Raw genomic sequence first — 18724 nt, 5'->3', positions numbered from 1 at the left:
GAAAAAGATTAGTGTATTATAGTAAAGTACGTTTTTGGGCTTATCCAAAACGAAAAAATCTACGGAGGAATCAAACCATGGCAGTACCTGCACGTCACACTTCTAAATCTAAGAAAAACAAACGTCGTACACACTACAAAATGACAGCTCCAACTGTTACTTTTGACGAAACTACTGGTGACTACCGTCACTCACACCGTGTTTCACTTAAAGGCTACTACAAAGGCCGCCAAGTAAAAGACGCTAAATAAAAACAGTAAAAAAGTCAGAAAGGAACAGTTATGCGCGTAAATATTACACTTGAACACAAAGAATCTGGTGAACGTCTTTACCTTACTCAAAAGAACAAACGTAACAACCCAGACCGTTTGGAATTGAAAAAATACTCTCCAAAACTTCGTAAACACGTTATTTTTAAAGAAGTTAAATAATATTAAACCGCTGTGGCGGTTTTTTTGTTTATTTTATTTCCTACTTTAATCTATTTCTATTTTATCTGCTACTCCGTAAGTAAAAACATCAGCATTTATAAAATTTTTCATACCTTGAATTTCACTTTAAGTTATTAATTTTTAAATTATAAAAGTCATATATAATTAGATTTATAATAATTATTCACCTTATTTTAGTTGTATTAAATCTACTTCATTTTGGTATAATTATAAAAGATATCTATTAATGCACAAGTTTTACATGGTATACAGTAGATAAGTAATATGAAACTATATTTCATAAAATAATTGCTTATTTAACTAAGGAGAATTATGGATAACAAAAAAGAATATCAAGCATTGTTTTCAGAGACTTTAGAAAAAATTGAAGAAGAAAACAATAATCTCACTAAAATGACTATTTTAGTGAGTGGAAAAAGCGGAGTTGGGAAGTCTACCCTTATTAATTCTGTTTTTGGAGATGAACTTACAAAAACGGGAATAGGTAAACCTATTACTGATAAAATTAATTTAATTGCTAAAGAGGGTTACCCCATACAAATCTATGATACTGTTGGTCTTGAATTAAAATCAACAAAATTTGATCTTCACTCTCTTGTAAAATCAATTGCGAAAAATGATATCAAAAAACTTATACAAAAAACTAAGTCTACAAAAGAATTAGATGATGATATTCACATTGCGTGGTATGCTATTTCAGGTAATAGTGCGAGGATTGAAGATGTTGAAATTGACTTAATCAATTGGATTATAGATCAAGGAATTCCTGTAATTATCGTACTTACGAAGAGTTTTGATCAAACAGAAGCAAAGAAACTAAAACAAGAAATTTTGAATATTGTTCCTAGAATTGTGGATGTCGTAATTACTTTAGCCGAGGATTCTGATACCAATCATGCTTTCGGAATAGACGACATGATCCACAAAACATTCGATGTCCTACCCGAAAGTGTTAATACTGCCTTTGTACATTCTCAATCTGCTTCTATCGATTTGAAGAAAAGTGAATCCTTAAAAGTTGTAACAGCTAGTATGGCAGCAAATTTTGGAATCGGATTTTCACCAGTACCGGGATCAGATGGTCCACTAATGATGAGCGCCCAAACAGCAATGATTGCTAGGATTACTGCAATATTTGGAGTAGATATTAAGAAAAATCAAATAGAAACTGTTATTTCAAGTATGCTCGGTATTTATGGTGCCTTGATTGCTGGTAAAAGCTTAGTTGGTGGAATAAGTAAACTCTTGCCAGGGCTTGGTACACTTGGTGGAGGGTTGATTTCAGGTGGTGTAGGTATGGTTATTACTGGGGCTCTTGGACGCGCTTATATTGAATTAATGAGCTTGGTTATAACAGAAAAAATTGATTTATCAGATATTTCATCAGATGAGCTTACTAATATTCTTCTTTCTCTACTTCCTGACTATCTCCCTCAATTCTCAGAATCTATAGCAGAAACTAAAATAAACTAAAAAATAATAGAGTGTTTAAATACTCTATTATTTTTTAGTTTATTACGGGTTTTTATAAGGTTAAACTACTAAACTTAAAACCATTATTTATATACATTTACTGAATAAAACATATATCAAAAGCTCTTGAATTTTTCGGTATTATCACTATTAAAGCGACCAGTAAACACCTGCACGTAAGTTCTTCACCGTAAGCATCGCCAAGAAGCTTAAAATATAGAGTACAGAGATGAAGAGCATAACAGTCATGATAGAATAATGCGCTAAGATAAAGCCAATAACTATTGAAGAGAAGCCTCCAATACAGCGTCCCGTATTCATAATCACGTTATTGGCTGTGGCTCGGACTTCTGGTGGGTATAAGCGAGAAACTACGGCGCCATATCCTGTAAACATCCCATTTGAAAAGTAACCAACGACGGCACCAACTAAAGTCAGTGATGCGAGTGTTGTCGGAATGGTCAAGACATAAACAGCCAAGGATGAAGCGATAAGGAAGAGACCAAAAGCTACCTTCGGACCAAGTTTATCCAAAATTTGACCAAAGGTCAACATACCTAGAGACATCCCGATAATGGTCGCAATCATCCATGAGGATGAGCCAGCGACTGTTAAGTTCAGTTTTTTCTGCATAATTGTTGGGAGCCAGTTCATCAAGCCAAAGTAACCAGCGATTTGAACGATAGCCATCCACATTAGAACAAGTGTTTGGTGTGTCAATTGGCGTGTTTTAAACAAGTCGGAAATTTTTCCCTTATTTTCAGTTTTTATGGCTTTGAAAGAATCACTTTCCTTCAGGTGCTTTTGAATAAAGACTGTCAAAACTACTGGCACAAGTCCAAACAAGAACAAGAAACGCCATCCATAAGTGGGTAAGATACTCATTGACAAAATTGCTGCACACATCGCGCCAACTTGTCCCGCAACGGCAACAATCGAAGAAGTTCGACCCAGCTTTTTCTTACTGAAATTCTCAGCGAGAATAGTCATTCCGACCCCATATTCACCACCGCCACCAATTCCTGCGATAAAACGTAAGATATAAAGCGAGGTAACACTGTGTGAGAAATAAATCGCGCCCGTTGCGAGACCAAAAATGAGAATCGAAAGGGATAACATTTTTACACGTCCAAATTTATCGGCCAGAATCCCAAAAAGAATTCCGCCCAGCAACATCCCCAAGTTAGTTACTGTAGAAATTGCTCCCGCTTCGGTCGTCGTTAGACCAAATTCACCAATAATTGACGATAGTGCGAATGAAAGAAACATGATATCCATGTTTTCTAAACCAAATCCAGCAGAAACCAAGGTTCCTACCTTGACTTGATAGGCGCTCACAGCCTTGGGATGTGCCGATGTGTGTGTTCTCATATTCAATTCCTCCAAATGCCAGATCTCTGCCTGACTTTATTTGCTTTTAGACAGTTTATCACTTTAAAAATTGTGATTCAAGGCTCAGCCAACCTTACACGAAACTAAATCACCAAATGTTCGGCTTTTGCTATAATTTATCTTTATTCTAAGAAAACACGAAGAACTATATTTCCTAGCCCGTCAATAAGACATTTATCCGAAGCTAGGAAATTTTTTTTGCTAGAATAGAAATATGTGTACAAGTATAAAAATGCAAGCTGCTGATGAAAGCATCATCTTCGCAAGAACAATGGATTGGCATAGCTTTATCCCCGAAGCTCTCGTTCTACCACAAAATTACCAGTGGAAAAGTGTCTATAATAACAGGAATATCTCCAATGTTTATACTATATTAGGAGTAGGACGAAATATTCCGGATTTGCATGCGGATATCTCAGATGGCGTTAATGATTTTGGACTTTCTGTCCAAAAACTTACTTTTTCTAACCACTCAGAATACGCTGAATATGCTCATGAGGATAAATTACAGCTCGCGCCTTTTGAATTTGTCACTTGGGCTTTAGGAAACTGTCGTTCAGTAGCCGATTTGATAAACCAACTTGAAAGTGTCCAACTCATGAGCGACACCTTTTCGCATTATAAATTTGGCCGGAGTGATTTGCACTTCTCCGCTGTCGATCCAACAGGTCGTATGATTAATATTGAACCGCGCAATGGCAGTTTTGAGATTATCGAAAATACAATCGGTGTGGTCACAAATGCTCCTAAATTTGAACGTGAAATCCTCAAGTTACAAGATTATATGGATCTAACTACTCAACCCTTAGCACCTAACCGTATTTCAACTGGGGATTTCAGTGGGAAGCCTGTTTTTCCAGGAGGGTTTACCCCAACCTCGCGCTTCATCCGTGCCACAATTCTTAAAGAACGTGCAATTCTGCCTGCTGATGAACAACAGAATATCAGTGAAATTTGGCACATTTTAAATGCTGTCACTGTGCCCAAGTCTGATGGACGTTCAGATACTTATACTGTTTATCGCAGTGCGGTAGATTTGAATAGCCGTACTTTATATTTTCAAACTTATGATTCTCTTTCCATCATAAGTTATCCATTTCCTGATTAGTTTAAAACCGCCTCAAGCGGTTTTTTGCTCTTTTTCTTCTATAGTAATAATATTCTTTAAATGAAATCCCTTTCTTAAAAAAAATCAAAATTTTAACGCAAAATTATAGACGCTCCGTCCATTTTGTGCTATAATTGCATATCGTAAACTCAATAAGGGTTGTAATGATAATCTTTGCTAATTATAGACACGTTGTTCTTTTATATTTTAGTAATAGAGGAGGATTTATGGAAAATAGAAAAGAACGTACGAAATCAAAACTTCGCGACGCAATAACACAACTTTTACAGGAAAAATCGTTCGATCATATCACAACAACTGAGCTTGTGAAGGTTGCTAAAATCAGCCGAAGCGGCTTTTATACGCATTACCAAGACAAGTATGATATGATTGATCAATACCAAAAAACCTTGTTTAATACGATCGAGTATGTCTTTGAAAAAAATAATGGCGATCTTCATAAAACCATGTTAGAAACTTATGAGTTCCTTGATAACAATGAGATTTATGCTGCTTTATTTTCAGAAAATGGCAGTAAAGAAATCCATCAGTTCATGCAAGCCCAACTGAAAAATATTTTGGCACGTTCAATCCTGCCACAAAACCCTAAGCGTGAAAAGCTGGACAAGTTGGAAAGTATCTACACCACAACTTATTATGCTAATGCCATTTTCGGTTTAACTCAAGCTTGGATTCGTCGTAAACGGAAAGAAACACCAGAACAAATTTCTGAACTGTTGATGGCTCTGATTAGCTGATAACAAAAATTAAAACTGCCTTAGATTTACTAAAAGAGGAGAATATGTGAAACATATAAAAAATACTGGGAAACTATTTATTCTGGATTGGAAGCGTATCTTTAAAAATCCAATAGCAATCTTTTTAGTGATTGCTTTGATGTTTATTCCATCCTTATATGCTTGGTTTAATATTAAAGCCCTTTGGGATCCTTATGCGAATACTTCACAGCTCCCAATAGCGGTTTATAGTGATGACCGAACAGAGAAATTCCAAGACAAATCGATTAATATCGGTGATGAAGTCCTGAAAAATCTTAAAGAAAATAAACAACTCGGTTGGAAGTTCGTTGACTCTAAACAAGAGTTGGATAAGGGTGTCAAATCTGGTAAGTACTACGCAGGTATCTATCTGCCAGCGGATTTCTCTAAAAATTTGCTTAGCTTTACCACAGGGGATATCCAGAAGCCTAAAATCGTTTATTCCATCAATGAAAAAATAAATGCTATTGCCCCAAAAATTACTTCGAAAGGTGCGTCTTCATTACAAAGTCAAATTTCCGAAGAATTTATTAAAACGGCAAGTAGCACATTGCTTAAAACCTTTAATGATATCGGATATGACATTGATAAAAACATGGTCAGCATCCAGAAAATTAAAAATACTATCTTATCTACTAACGATAATTTAGATACAATTGACCAATATACTCAGCAAGTCGTTGATTTACATGGCAAAATGCCTGATTTGAAAGCGAAGCTCGCTAAGGCAAATGAGTTTATTGACTATTTGCCTGAGGTTGATGCACTTGGTCAGAAAGTGGTCCAATTGGACGACAGCATGCCAACTGTGAAAAATCAGCTTGCAATTATTATGACCTTGCAAGAAAAAATCCCTGAAATTCAAAATGCTGGTAAACAGATCGCAATGATTGACAATGACTTTGCCTCTGTTGAGCAAACCATGAATGAGGGTATCCAAGAAGCCAAACAAGGCTTGACTATTATTCAACAAGTCCAAACTGCCTTGCCAGATATTCGTAAACTTGGCAATCAAGCCAATGAGCTGGCTTCTACTACTTTGGACGGTGCAACGCAACTTCAAAATGCTTTGCCAAGTATTACAAGTAGTGTAGAAGTGACTTTAAAAGCTTTGCAAAATGTGGCTGACAGTACTTCTTCTATTGTTACTACTATAAGACAAGCTATTGAGGATGGGCAACTCACTGATGATGAAAAGGCCAAAATTGATAGTCTAGTCAAAGCTTATCAAGCAAGCGTTCCCCAACAACAAGAGGCAATCAGAAATCTCATTGATTTTCTACAAAAAGCCCAAGAGAGTGCTGGTAATAATGAATTTGATGCCGCTATTAAAAACTTGAACGATTTAAGTGCGCTATTAGGAGACATCAGTACTAGATTAGGTAAGGTTAATGAATTTGTTCAAGCTGGAGATATTTCTTCTATTAAGGCCTACTTAGATCAAATTGATGACCTAGCAAAAAACATTTCTGGTCTTGTTAGCCAAATAGATGTTCAAGATATAACCGCAAAAGTGCAAAACGTCCTCACCCAACTTATCGATACCATCAAAAATGCCCAAGGTCTCCTAACAAAAGCCCAAGCTATTGATTTTGAATCCTTGCTCAGCTCAACAAGTAAGACGGTTTCTAATGCGATTACCTTGCTTGAAAAGTATCAAAAAGAAATGCCTGCGATTAAGCAAGAAGTTCACGATGCCAACATTATGCTTAATGGCAATATGAACACTATTGTCAACGCTATTAATAAAGGTGCTTCACTTTATCAAAATGAATTGCCAGTTGTGGAGCAAAAACTTGATAAAGCCGCTGATTTTGTCAAAAATGATTACCCGGGTATTCGTAAAGATTTGACAGAAACTTTGGGTACAGTCAATCAAAAAATGCCTGATCTTGAAAAAGCCTTGAACCAAGCAAATGACCTTATCGTCAATGACTGGCCAGGAATCAAAACAGGAATTCGTAAAGCCGCTGATGCTATTCGTAAAGGTGAAAAAGAAGTTGATTTAGGCGAAATTGTAAAACTACTAAAACTTGATGCGACGAAAGAAAGTGACTTCCTGACACAACCTGTTGAGGTCCAAGAAAATGCAGTCTATCCAATCGCAAATAACGGTTCAGCCAGCACACCGTTCTATACCGCCCTTTGTTTGTGGGTTGGCGCTGTCCTCTTCTCTAGTGTCGCTGTCACCGGCTTCCACTTAGAAGGCAAAGATAAACTGCTTTACTCTAAACGTGAACAATTCTCAGCACGTATGCTTACTTTCATCGTGATGGGACTGGGACAAGCACTTATCGTTACCCTTGGGAACTATTTCGGCCTTGGTGTAGACGTACGTAATCCTGTTTATAGTGTCTTATTTGCCTTACTGATTGCTATAACCTTTATGATCATGGTTTATGTTCTAGTAGCTTTGTTTGGAAATATCGGGAAAGGGATTGCCATTATTATCTTGGTCCTCTCTATTTCCGGTGGGGGCGGGAACTACCCTATTCAAGTCTCTGGTAAATTCTTCCAAGCGATTAACCCTTACTTGCCGTTTACCCATGCGGTCAACCTCTTACGAGAATCTGCTGGTGGTATTTATTGGCCAAATGCTTGGCTTGCCATCATCATCCTCGTAGCCGTTTCTATTGTCTTTTTAGTCGCTGGGCTTATATTCTTCCCCCATCTCGAAAAAACCTCTAAAAAGATCTCAGAAATGACCCAACGGAGCCATCTCTTCCACTAATCAAAATAAAAAACTCATATTTTTATGAGTTTTTTTATTTTTTCCTTGACCTTGACCTAAGGTCAAGATATATAATATTAGTATCAATGAAAGGAGCGTTATGCAAAATATTAAAGCTATCACGAAAATGACAGGTTTAACCTCCAAAACTTTGCGCCATTGGGAGTCTGTTGGACTTCTGGCCCCAGCGAGAGACCAAAACGATTATCGTTTATATTCTGAACAAGATATTGCCCAAATTTTTTATATCATGAGCTTAAGAAAGTTGGACTTGCCGCTTGATCAAATCAAAAATATCCTCTCACAAAATCAAGATGAAAAGAAAACTTTAAGCCAACATTTGATGCGCTTAAATGATCAACTCAAGCACCTTGAAAAATTGATTGAGCATCTGTCATACAAATTAGAAAAAGGAGATTACCACATGAATGAACAAGAATTTGAACTTCTCAAGAGTACGCAACTGAAAGAAAACGAAGATAAATATGGCGCTGAAATCCGTCTAAAATGGGGCAGTGAGCGCGTCGATAAGTCATATCAAAAATATGCCCAAGCCGATCAAGCCAAAATCAAACATTGGCAAAAATCCCACGAAAAAATGATTCACATGTTGGAAGAAGCTTATGAAAACAATGATGATAATCTCGCCAAACAAGCTATTACCCTCCATAAAGAAATCCTGGAACTCTTTTGGCCCGAAGAAACTATCGCTCCGGAAGCACATATTGGCTTAGGGCAAATGTATGTTGAGGATCCTCGCTTCCGTAGCAATTACAACCAAAAACACGCACAACTTCCAGAGTATTTCTTAGAAGCAATAAAAAATTACTACAAATAAAAAAGCCCAAAGGCTTTTTTATTCTATTTTTTTCCGCAGTTTTTCTACAAAAAGATAAGCCGCTGGACAGGTCACTGTGTTTTTCAAGGTCAGATTATTGATTTGATAAATCTTTTTTCGATCTGTATGGGGAAATTCACGGCAGGCCTTAGGACGAACCTCGTAAATACTGCAAAGATTATCACTTCCAAGAAAGGGGCAAGGCATCGTTTGAAAAACCTTGTCACCATCCTCGTCTATGCGTAAATATTGGGCTTCAAAATCGGCCGCCTTCATGCGCAGATACTTCGAAATACGGGTAATGTCAGCTTCTGTAAAAAGCGGACCTAAGCTCTTACAGCAGTTAGCACAAGCCGTACAATCGATTTCAGCAAAAACTTCATCATGTGTTTCTTTTACAATGTAATCTAGGTTTTTGGGTGCTTTCTTTTTTAAGTTGCCCAAAAATTTCTTATGCTCCTTCTTTTTTTGCAGAGCCAAATCTTTATAATGTTCTATATCCATTTCTTCATCATTATATCATAATCAAAAAAACAAAAAATGCCTGAGTTCACTCAGACATTTTCTGCATTTAGGAGTAGGTTTTATGAAAAATTTTATTGGAATAAAGATATTATAATGGACACGACTTAAGCTAGGCTAAAGCCACACTGAAATAAAACTAAAAGTGCACTTTATCCCAAATTATGCTGTTTCAAAAAGACTTAAAATATGATAGAATAGGGCGATAACCTTTATAAAAGTTAACTTTTATAAATCAATATACTCTAGGAGAAAAATATATCCATGCTTACAGTTTCTGATGTTTCATTACAATTTTCTGACCGCAAGCTTTTTGATGACGTTAACATCAAGTTTACGGCAGGAAACTGCTATGGTTTAATCGGTGCCAATGGTGCCGGTAAATCAACTTTTTTAAAAATCTTGGATGGCGAAATCCAACCCACAACTGGTCACGTTTCAATGGGACCAAACGAGCGTATGTCTGTCCTCCGTCAAAATCACTATGACTATGAAGATCAAACACCGCTTGATGTTGTTATGATGGGTAATGAAAAGCTCTATGCCATCGCACAAGAAAAAAATGCCATCTACATGAAAGAAGACTTTTCGGATGAAGATGGAATGCGTGCTGCTGAACTCGAAGCGGAGTTTGGTGAAATGGGCGGTTACGAAGCCGAAGCCGAAGCAGCTCAACTGCTTCAAAGCTTAGGCATTAAGACTGAGCAACATTATGATCTCATGGCAAATCTGACTTCTGGCGAACACGTTAAGGTCCTTCTGGCACGCGCTCTTTTCGGTAAACCCGACGTCCTTCTCTTGGACGAACCAACTAATGGTTTGGATATTCAAGCGATCAACTGGCTTGAAGACTTCCTTATCAACTTTGAAAACACCGTTATCGTCGTATCCCATGACCGTCACTTCCTCAATAACGTTTGTACTTATATGGCTGACTTGGATTACGGTAAAATCAAACTTTATCCTGGTAACTACGATTTTTGGAAAGAATCTTCCGAGCTTGCCCTTCGTCTGCAAGGAGATGCAAATCGTAAGGCTGAAGAAAAAATTAAAGAGCTGCAAGATTTCATCGCCCGCTTCTCGGCCAATGCTTCTAAATCAAAACAAGCCACATCACGTAAGAAAATGTTGGATAAAATCGAAGTGGAAAGCTTTGTACCTTCTTCTCGTAAATATCCTTTCATCGGTTTTGATCAAGAACGCGAAATCGGGAATGACTTACTCCGTGTAGATAATTTGTCCGTCGAAATCGATGGGGAAAAAGTCATTGACAACATCAGCTTTATCTTAGCTCCTGGTGACAAAACTGCCTTTATCGGTCAAAATGATATCCAAACAACTGCTTTGATTCGTGCCTTGATGGGCGATATCGAATACACAGGTGAAATTAAATGGGGTGTTACTTCATCACGTTCTTATCTTCCAAAAGATAACAGCCGTGACTTTGCGACAGACGAATCTATCTTGGATTGGCTCCGCCAATTTGTCTTAACTAAAGAAGAGGATGACAATACTTACCTCCGTGGTTTCTTGGGACGTATGCTCTTCAAAGGCGAAGAATCTCTCAAGTCTGTTTCTGTCCTTTCAGGGGGAGAAAAAGTTCGTGTTATGCTTTCTAAAATGATGTTGCAACGTGCAAATGTTTTAGTTCTTGATGATCCAACTAATCACTTGGACTTGGAGTCAATTTCTGCACTTAATGACGGACTGAAAAAATTCAAAGGCAGCATTATCTTTGCTTCACATGACCATGAATTTATCAATACGTTAGCAAATCATATCGTTGTTATTTCTAAGAACGGTGTCATTGATCGTATTGGAGAAACTTATGATGACTTCTTGGCTAATGACGAAGTCCAAGCTAAAGTGAAAGAACTTTGGTCTGAAGATTAAGATCAACTTTAAAAGAATAAATTGTTGCTCCGCCAAGACTATCTTGAAGCGGAGTATTTTTAATAAGGGGACAAGATGAGTAATCAATTGAAAATATTTGCGACAGATATGGATGGCACTTTTCTCGACGAAAACCGTGCCTACGATAAAAGTCGTCTACGTGATATTTTAAAAGAATTTAAAAAAAGAAATTATCTTTTTTGTGCAGCAAGCGGACGTCAACTCTTGGCTTTAGAAGAACTCTTTGATGAGTTCCAAGACCAAGTCGCCTTCTGTGCGGAAAATGGCGCCTTGGTTAAATACCAAGGCGAGATTCTCTACAGCAGTATCTTAGGTCAAGATAAGGCCAGCAAACTCGTTGAACTTGTACGTCAAAATCCACACATGCATCGTGATGTTGTTCTCTTTTCAGGACTCAACGGTGCTTATGCACTTCAAACAGCCGATCCACAATTTGTCGAATTTGCCAATCTCTATTATTCTGATTTAAAATTGGTACAATCAGTTCATGATATTGAAGATGAAATCTTAAAAGTCTGTGTGGAGTTTCCACCAGAACAAATCCGCGAATGTGAAGACTGGATAAATGCACAAATGACCGATATTCGTGCAACAACGACCGGCTTCCGCTCTATTGACATCATGTCAGCTGGAATCAGCAAGGCTACAGGCCTCTCACACTTGCTCACACACCTCCAATCAAGTCCAGAGTCACTTACAGCTTTTGGAGATCAAAGCAATGACTTAGAAATGCTGGAATTAGCAGGTACCGCTGTAGCCGTTGAGAATGCTATTCCGGAGGTTTTGAAAATTTCCGATAAGGTTATCGGTCACAATCGCGACGCAGCTGTCTTAACTGAGCTCGAAGCCATTTTGGCACATTAATCAAGAGTATGAGCCTTGCCTCATACTTTTTTGACTGTTTTCAGCCTCAATCATATTGGCTAAAACAAAAGATTTTCGTTATAATTGAACAGAGAAATTATCGGAGGATACACTATGAGAATCGCAATTGATGCTATGGGTGGCGACTTTGCACCCGAGTCAATCGTTAAAGGAATTAATTTAGCAAAAAAAGAATTTCCAAATATTGAGTTTCAGCTCTATGGAGAACCTGAAGCAATTAAAGCACATTTAGAGGATGAAAAAAACGTAAAAATCATCGCAACAACTGAGCTTATCGACTTCCACGATGAGCCAGTAAAAGCTATCCGCAAGAAAAAAGATAGCTCTCTCGTCCGTGCGGTTAAAGCAGTCAAAGATGGTGAAGCTGATGCTGTTCTTTCTGCAGGAAACACTGGAGCTCTGCTTGCTGCTGGCTTATTTATTGTCGGTCGCATCAAACAGATAGACCGGCCAGCTCTTATGAGTACACTTCCTACTGCAGATGGTACAGGTTTCGATATGTTAGATTTAGGTGCTAACGCTGAAAATAAACCTGAACATCTGGCTGACTTTGCTATTTTAGGAAGCTACTATGCGGCCAATGTACGTGGTGTTAAAAATCCTCGTGTAGCACTTCTCTCCAACGGCTCTGAAGAATCAAAAGGTTCAACGATGATTAAAGAAACGCATGCTTTACTCTCAAATATTGAAGATATTAATTTTATTGGTAATATTGAATCGCGTGACATCTTGACTGGAGCAGCTGATGTCGTTGTCGCTGATGGTTTCACGGGAAACGCTGTGCTTAAAGCTATCGAAGGTACTGCAAGTGTTCTGATGCGTCAAATCAAAAACGGTATTATGAATGGAGGCTTCACCACTAAAATCGGTGGTGCTCTTGTGAAAAAAGAACTCAGCAAACTCAAAGACACGATGAGTACCGATAGCGCGGGAGGTGCAGCTTTAGTAGGTGTCAAAGCTCCTGTTATCAAGGCTCACGGTAATTCTAGTCCTGAGGCCATTGTTTCAACGATTCGTCAAATCCATCGGATGCTAGAAACGGATGTTACTGGCCAACTAGTGAAACATTTCGAAGACAAAAACTAATAAAAAAAGCTTTACCATAATGGTAAAGCTTTTTTTATTAGTTGTATTTCTTATAGTACACATTTTTGACAAACTGTAACAATAAGAGATAAGCAAGGATAATTAGACCCCAGTAGAAGAAGAATTGAACAGGCAAGTGTGCTAAGTCAATAATTGATCCATATGAACTTAAAATCAATGTAAAGCCAACGACAAATGCGCCAATTGTGGAAAGAATGACTGGCAATGAAGGACGACTTTGCAAGAAGGGGACTTTTTTGGTACGCAAGATATGGAAAGCCAAAGCTTGTGTACCTAAGCTGACTGCAAACCAACCTGCTTGGAAAAGGTTAGCATGGGCAACTGTATTGAAGCCAAAGACATACCACAATACAAGGAAAGTGATGATGTCAAAGATAGAAGACACGGGTCCAACAATAAATGCAAAACGGGCAAGACCTTTAGTTTGCCATTTCACTGGACGCGCAATGTCTTCTTCGTCAACATTATCCCAAGGGATTGAAAGTTGACTCATGTCATAAATCAGATTCAAAGTTAAAATTTGTAAACTGAGCATTGGCAAGAAAGGTAAAAAGGCGCTAGCCACCAAGACTGAAAAGACATTCCCAAAGTTTGAGGATAAAGTGATACGAATATACTTCATCATGTTTGTAAAGACTTTACGTCCTTCAGTGACACCAGTTTCCAAAACCTGTAAACTTTTCTCGAGCAGAATGATATTTGAGGCGTCTTTAGTAATATCAGCTGCAGTGTCAACTGAAATCCCGATATCTGCCGCACGTAAACTTGGGGCGTCATTTATTCCGTCTCCCATAAAACCAACCGTGTGAACCTTACGAATAAGTTCAATAATTCGTGCCTTTTGCATTGGATTTAATTTTGCAAAAAGGTGTACTTCCATAGCTGTATTGAACAGTTCTTCATCATCCATAAGATCAATTTCACTTCCGATACAATAACGATCAACCGGAATTCCAACATCTTCACAAACTTTTTGCGCTACAATGGCATTATCACCTGTCAACACTTTTACAGTTACACCGTGATTTTGTAAACTATTGATTGCTTTAGCAGCAGATTCTTTAGCCGGATCTAGGAAACCGATAAATCCGACAAGTGTCATATCACGCTCGCTATCAGAGTCAAAGTCTTCTAGTTCATCATCTGAAATGATTCGTTCAGCAATAGTTAAGACACGCATGCCTTGCATATTCATTTCACGGTTGACTTCTTTCATCTCCGCTAAACGTTCTTCCGTAATTTCAACACGTTTCCCGTCTTCCATTACATGTGTACAGATGGCTTGCATCTCCTCAACGGCACCTTTTGTGACCATTAAATTTTTATTATCGGTTTTTACAACGACAGATAAAAGACGACGTGAGAAATCAAAAGGAATCTCATCTACTTTTGTAATATTTTCATCAGGCAATTCACGGCCCAATTTTTTGAAATAGTCAATGACAGCAACGTCCATCAGATTTTTCCAACCGGTTTGGAAGTTAGAATTGATAAAAGCGGAATTTAATACTTCATCTGCCTTATTGCCACGAGAATTTACATATTCAACCATAACGACACGGTCTTCTGTAATTGTGCCTGTCTTGTCTGTACAAAGTATATCCATCGAACCTAGATTCTGGATAGCAGATAGATTTTTTACAATGACTTTTTCTTTACTGAGAGCCACTGCACCTTTAGCCAAGTTCGCATTGACAATCATGGGCAGCATTTCAGGTGTAAGACCGACAGCTACGGCGATGGCAAAGAAGAATGATGTTTCGAAATCGCCTTTTGTTACCCAGTTCAAAACCAAAACAACTGGGAACATAATCGCAACTAAAGTCAATAGAAGGCGACTTACACGGCTCAATCCTTTATCAAAAGCGGATTCAACCTTTGTTGCTGTAGCTTTACTGGCAATATCACCGAACATGGTAGAAGCACCAGTTTTAACGATTAAAATCTCACCATTTCCTGATAAGACATCAGTTCCCATAAAGAGAACATTTGGAGCATCAAGTGCTGACGTAACTTCCCAATCAATTTGCTCATCTTCATCTAAATCCTCCGGTAAACGTTTCTCGACTGGGAAAGATTCACCGGTTAAAGAGGCTTGATTGATAAAGAGATCTCGGTGGGAGAGCAGAATAGCATCTGCTGGAATCATATCTCCCGTTTGAAGTTGAATAATATCTCCTGGAACAACTTCGTCCATTGGGATTTCAAAATTTTCCGCTCCACGTTTAACATTTGTGGTATTTTCAATCATCTCATGTAAAGCGATTGAAGCTTTTTGTGACTTGTATTCCTGTACAAAACTAACACCAGCAGATACGGTAACCATGAGCAACATGTAAAGTGCGCCCTCCATATCTCCTGTCAATGCGGAAACAACTGCCAAAAAAGCAAGAACAAAAACAAATGGATTTTTAAAAGCATGGAGCAGAATAATATACCATGGAACGGGTTGCTGACTTGCAACCACATTCGGTCCGTATTCGTCTAAGCGTTCCTCAGCCTGTTCAGCGTTCAAACCCGTAAAACTCGTGTTTAAACGTTCAAAAAGCTCGTCACGATTCAACTGTGCCAACTCTTTTAGCACATCGTTTTTGTTTGTTTTCATTTTTTGCATACTTGCACCTCCCTCATTTCTAGGGCGTAAACCTTTGAAGGCCTACTTTTCTTTTATTATGGTGTGGTTTGCGAAATTCCTCTCTTTATTCTACTACAAATTATAGGATAGTCCTATGAAGTTACTTAATCGAAATTATAAAGTAATTTATTATACATACATGAACACACTTCACTTCTTAGTGTTATGTTTGTAATCAAAAACTAGATGAACCACATGTAAACTTAGTTGACACTTTCTTGACAACTCCTCTTGTCTTGCTCGAAAGCTTATACACATGTTTACAACTTTATTTTTTGTACAAAAAAACATGTGGAAAGATATGGAGGCACCTTTCCACATGTTAATAACTGTAGTTTAAATTACTAATTCCGCATCAAGTTCAATAGGAACTGATGCTAAAGCTTTAGAAACCGGACATGTTGCTTCGATTTCTTTTGCTAACTTTTGAAATTCATCATCAGAAATTCCAGCAATTTTAGATTGGTTTTTCAGATGGATTTTTGTAATCGCAGGACCATCGGCTGTTACCGCAAAAGTAACATCTGCTTGGGTATAGATATTATTGACCTTGTAACCTTTTTCGCTTAAAAGCAATGAGAATGCCATGCTGAAACAAGCAGCATGTGCTGCACCCAAAAGTTCCTCAGGGGTTGTTATTGATGCCGAATGCTCTGCGCGCGCTTCAAAATTATAAGGTGTATCAGTAAATACTTGTGAAGAATCTAGACTGATGGTACCTGAACCATTTTCTAAATCTCCTTGCCATTGTGCTGATGCTGTGGATACATTTGCCATATTTTTCTCCTTTTTATGTTATAAATAGTTAGTTTGCCTATATTCTCAGTATAGGATTTTATTATAGCCTTTTCAAGAGATTGGGCTCAGACTTATTTGACATTATTTGAAAATAAATGTAGAATTTGTACTATCAGAAGAGTAGCTTTTCAAAGAATTCTTTAGGAAGTTGACGGTTGTGCAAGTCAATGTTTTCAGAAAAGTGAATGGACTGATAATAACAAAAAATGATTTTACGCAATATAAATCACGGCTGCTCCCGTTAAAAAAGCACTCGTTCCTAGGACGAGCTAGAGGAAATTCTTAAGGAATTTCGAATTACGGTGGTACCGCGTGTTAACGCCCGTAAAGTATTTTTACAATACTTTACGGGTTTTTTTGTTATAAAAATTTGTACATCAAGAAGGAGAGAACTATCATGAATAAACCTACAATCTTAACTGGCGATCGCCCTACGGGCAAACTCCATATCGGACATTATGTTGGCTCACTTAAAAATCGTGTGCTTCTACAAAATACAGGAAAATACAACATGTTTGTTTTCCTTGCCGACCAACAAGCACTCACCGATCATGCTAAAGAACCAGAAAAAATTATCCAATCTGTTGGAGACGTTGCTTTAGATTATTTGGCTGCTGGCCTCGATCCAGAAAAATCAACCATTTTTATCCAGTCCCAAATTCCTGAATTGGCTGAACTTTCAATGTATTATATGAATTTAGTCTCTCTAGCACGACTTGAACGTAATCCTACAGTTAAAACAGAAATTGCTCAAAAAGCCTTTGGTGAATCTATTCCTGCTGGCTTCTTAGTTTATCCTATCGCTCAAGCCGCAGATATTACAGCCTTTAAAGCCAATCTGGTTCCTGTAGGAAATGACCAGAAACCAATGATTGAACAATGTCGCGAAATCGCCCGTTCTTTCAATAATGCATATGACTGTGACGTTTTAGTTGAACCTGAAGGACTTTATCCAGAAAATGAAGCGGCAGGACGTCTTCCTGGCCTTGATGGGAATGCAAAAATGTCTAAATCACTTGGTAACGGCATCTATCTGGCTGATGATATGGATACGCTCAAAAAGAAAGTGATGAGTATGTACACAGATCCCGACCACATCAAGGTTGAGGATCCAGGTAAAATTGAGGGCAATATGGTCTTCCATTATCTTGATGTTTTTGGACGTGAGGAAGATGCTACTACTATTGCTGAGATGAAAGAGCATTATCAAGCTGGGGGCTTAGGAGATGTAAAAACTAAACGCTATCTATTGGACATTCTCGACCGTGAACTCTCTCCTATTCGTGAACGCCGCATCGAATTCGCTAAAGACATGGGCGCTGTTTATGATATGCTTCAAGTGGGCTCTGAAAAAGCACGCGCTGTTGCTGCAAATACCTTATCTGAAGTAAAATCAGCGATGGGTATTAACTACTTTGATGCTAAATAAAAAGAAGGCAAGAACTTATGACAACTCAAGAAAAAATTGCCGCATTTGCCAAGAAAATCCATGAGAATAACAATGATGGACATGGCTTTGATCACGTCAATCGCGTTGTCAAGCTCGCAAAGCAAATTCTTGCTACTGAGCCCCTTGCAGATTCGGATTTAGTTATTGCTACGGCCTACCTGCACGATATCTATGATGAAAAGCTCTGTGCCAATGTTGCCAAACAAAAACAGGACCTTGCAGCCTTCTTAACTTCCTTAGATTTTTCCAAAGAGAATCAGGATAAAATCTTTTACATCATTGACAATATGAGTTACTCTACTAACCTTTTGGAGAAAAAAGAACTTGACATCAATGGTCAAATCGTCCAAGATGCCGACCGTCTTGATGCGATGGGCGCTTGGGGCATTGTGCGGACTTTAGAGTACGGCTGGGCCAAAGGTCGCACCTTTTACGACCCACAAATATTACCCGAAAAGTTTGAGAATAAGCATACTTACCACCAAAACCAAGGGACAACACTCAATCATTTTTACGAAAAGCTCTTTTTACTCAAAGATTTATTGAACACAGCACATGCTAAAAAATTAGCTGAGAAAAGAGATAAAATTATGCATGATTTTGTCACGGCTATCAAAGATGAATACAATATTTAGAAGGA

The 18724-nt window shown here is 38.0% G+C and carries 16 protein-coding genes; 12 read left to right on the top strand and 4 right to left on the bottom strand.

The features are described from left to right. Positions 1-77 precede the first annotated feature (77 nt). From rpmF to J0J33_RS02580, 3 genes are all read left to right on the top strand, one after another. On the top strand, positions 78-251 hold the full coding sequence (gene rpmF, locus J0J33_RS02590; RefSeq protein ID WP_003135292.1) for a 50S ribosomal protein L32: 174 nt from the start codon (positions 78-80) through the stop codon (positions 249-251). 30 nt (positions 252-281) lie between these two features. Continuing rightward, positions 282-431 (top strand): 50S ribosomal protein L33, encoded by a 150-nt coding sequence (gene rpmG / locus J0J33_RS02585; protein ID WP_003135293.1) that lies wholly within the window; start codon positions 282-284, stop codon positions 429-431. Between the two features lie 333 nt (positions 432-764). Then, entirely contained in the window at positions 765-1925 is a 1161-nt protein-coding gene (locus J0J33_RS02580) for a GTPase (protein ID WP_019336055.1), read from the top strand. 150 nt (positions 1926-2075) lie between these two features. Here J0J33_RS02580 and J0J33_RS02575 read toward each other — a convergent pair whose 3' ends face one another. Beyond that, complete coding sequence (locus J0J33_RS02575; RefSeq protein WP_019336056.1) at positions 2076-3296, bottom strand: MFS transporter; 1221 nt, start codon at positions 3294-3296, stop codon at positions 2076-2078. Between the two features lie 235 nt (positions 3297-3531). On the opposite strand from J0J33_RS02575, the gene J0J33_RS02570 reads away from it, so the two are divergent. The 4 genes from J0J33_RS02570 (at position 3532) to J0J33_RS02555 (ending at position 8773) form a co-directional block, all read left to right on the top strand. Next, positions 3532-4425 carry a choloylglycine hydrolase family protein gene (locus tag J0J33_RS02570; RefSeq protein ID WP_117516853.1) on the top strand — a complete coding sequence of 298 codons (894 nt, stop codon included), beginning with the start codon at positions 3532-3534 and terminating at the stop codon, positions 4423-4425. 227 nt (positions 4426-4652) lie between these two features. Then, the gene (locus J0J33_RS02565; RefSeq protein WP_003133604.1) at positions 4653-5183 is read left to right on the top strand and encodes a TetR/AcrR family transcriptional regulator; all 531 of its coding nucleotides are present in this window, start codon (positions 4653-4655) and stop codon (positions 5181-5183) included. Between the two features lie 46 nt (positions 5184-5229). Then, complete coding sequence (locus J0J33_RS02560) at positions 5230-7935, top strand: YhgE/Pip domain-containing protein (RefSeq protein WP_107106094.1); 2706 nt, start codon at positions 5230-5232, stop codon at positions 7933-7935. 100 nt (positions 7936-8035) lie between these two features. Then, positions 8036-8773 carry a MerR family transcriptional regulator gene (locus tag J0J33_RS02555; protein WP_019336059.1) on the top strand — a complete coding sequence of 246 codons (738 nt, stop codon included), beginning with the start codon at positions 8036-8038 and terminating at the stop codon, positions 8771-8773. An 18-nt stretch (positions 8774-8791) separates the two neighbouring features. Here J0J33_RS02555 and J0J33_RS02550 read toward each other — a convergent pair whose 3' ends face one another. Continuing rightward, positions 8792-9277 (bottom strand): YkgJ family cysteine cluster protein, encoded by a 486-nt coding sequence (locus J0J33_RS02550; RefSeq protein ID WP_019292105.1) that lies wholly within the window; start codon positions 9275-9277, stop codon positions 8792-8794. Positions 9278-9559: 282 nt separating this feature from the next. Here J0J33_RS02550 and J0J33_RS02545 point away from each other — a divergent pair, with 282 nt between their 5' ends. From J0J33_RS02545 to plsX, 3 genes are all read left to right on the top strand, one after another. Next, complete coding sequence (locus tag J0J33_RS02545; RefSeq protein ID WP_014024105.1) at positions 9560-11188, top strand: ATP-binding cassette domain-containing protein; 1629 nt, start codon at positions 9560-9562, stop codon at positions 11186-11188. A 75-nt stretch (positions 11189-11263) separates the two neighbouring features. Beyond that, positions 11264-12073, top strand: a complete 810-nt coding sequence (locus J0J33_RS02540; protein ID WP_019292104.1) for a Cof-type HAD-IIB family hydrolase — start codon at positions 11264-11266, stop codon at positions 12071-12073. A 114-nt stretch (positions 12074-12187) separates the two neighbouring features. After that, complete coding sequence (gene plsX, locus J0J33_RS02535; protein ID WP_017368655.1) at positions 12188-13180, top strand: phosphate acyltransferase PlsX; 993 nt, start codon at positions 12188-12190, stop codon at positions 13178-13180. A 37-nt stretch (positions 13181-13217) separates the two neighbouring features. On the opposite strand, the gene mgtA is transcribed toward plsX, so the two are convergent. Together mgtA and J0J33_RS02525 are read right to left on the bottom strand one after the other, a co-directional pair. Beyond that, a complete protein-coding gene (mgtA, locus tag J0J33_RS02530; protein ID WP_086582813.1) occupies positions 13218-15815 on the bottom strand; it encodes a magnesium-translocating P-type ATPase in 2598 nt (865 codons plus the stop codon). A 357-nt stretch (positions 15816-16172) separates the two neighbouring features. Continuing rightward, the gene (locus J0J33_RS02525; protein WP_019292147.1) at positions 16173-16613 is read right to left on the bottom strand and encodes an OsmC family protein; all 441 of its coding nucleotides are present in this window, start codon (positions 16611-16613) and stop codon (positions 16173-16175) included. A 418-nt stretch (positions 16614-17031) separates the two neighbouring features. On the opposite strand from J0J33_RS02525, the gene trpS reads away from it, so the two are divergent. Beyond that, positions 17032-18063: a tryptophan--tRNA ligase gene (gene trpS / locus J0J33_RS02520; protein ID WP_173816957.1), complete on the top strand. Its 1032-nt coding sequence runs from the start codon at positions 17032-17034 to the stop codon at positions 18061-18063. A gap of 17 nt (positions 18064-18080) precedes the next feature. Next, positions 18081-18719 carry an HD domain-containing protein gene (locus tag J0J33_RS02515; RefSeq protein ID WP_173816959.1) on the top strand — a complete coding sequence of 213 codons (639 nt, stop codon included), beginning with the start codon at positions 18081-18083 and terminating at the stop codon, positions 18717-18719. The last annotated feature ends 5 nt before the right edge of the window (positions 18720-18724 follow it).

Source organism: Lactococcus sp. LG1267 (assembly GCF_017309545.1).
Taxonomy (GTDB): Bacteria; Bacillota; Bacilli; order Lactobacillales; family Streptococcaceae; genus Lactococcus; species Lactococcus petauri.
The sequence above is the reverse complement of the archived record's forward strand: the minus strand, read 5'-3'. Positions and strand labels throughout refer to the sequence as shown.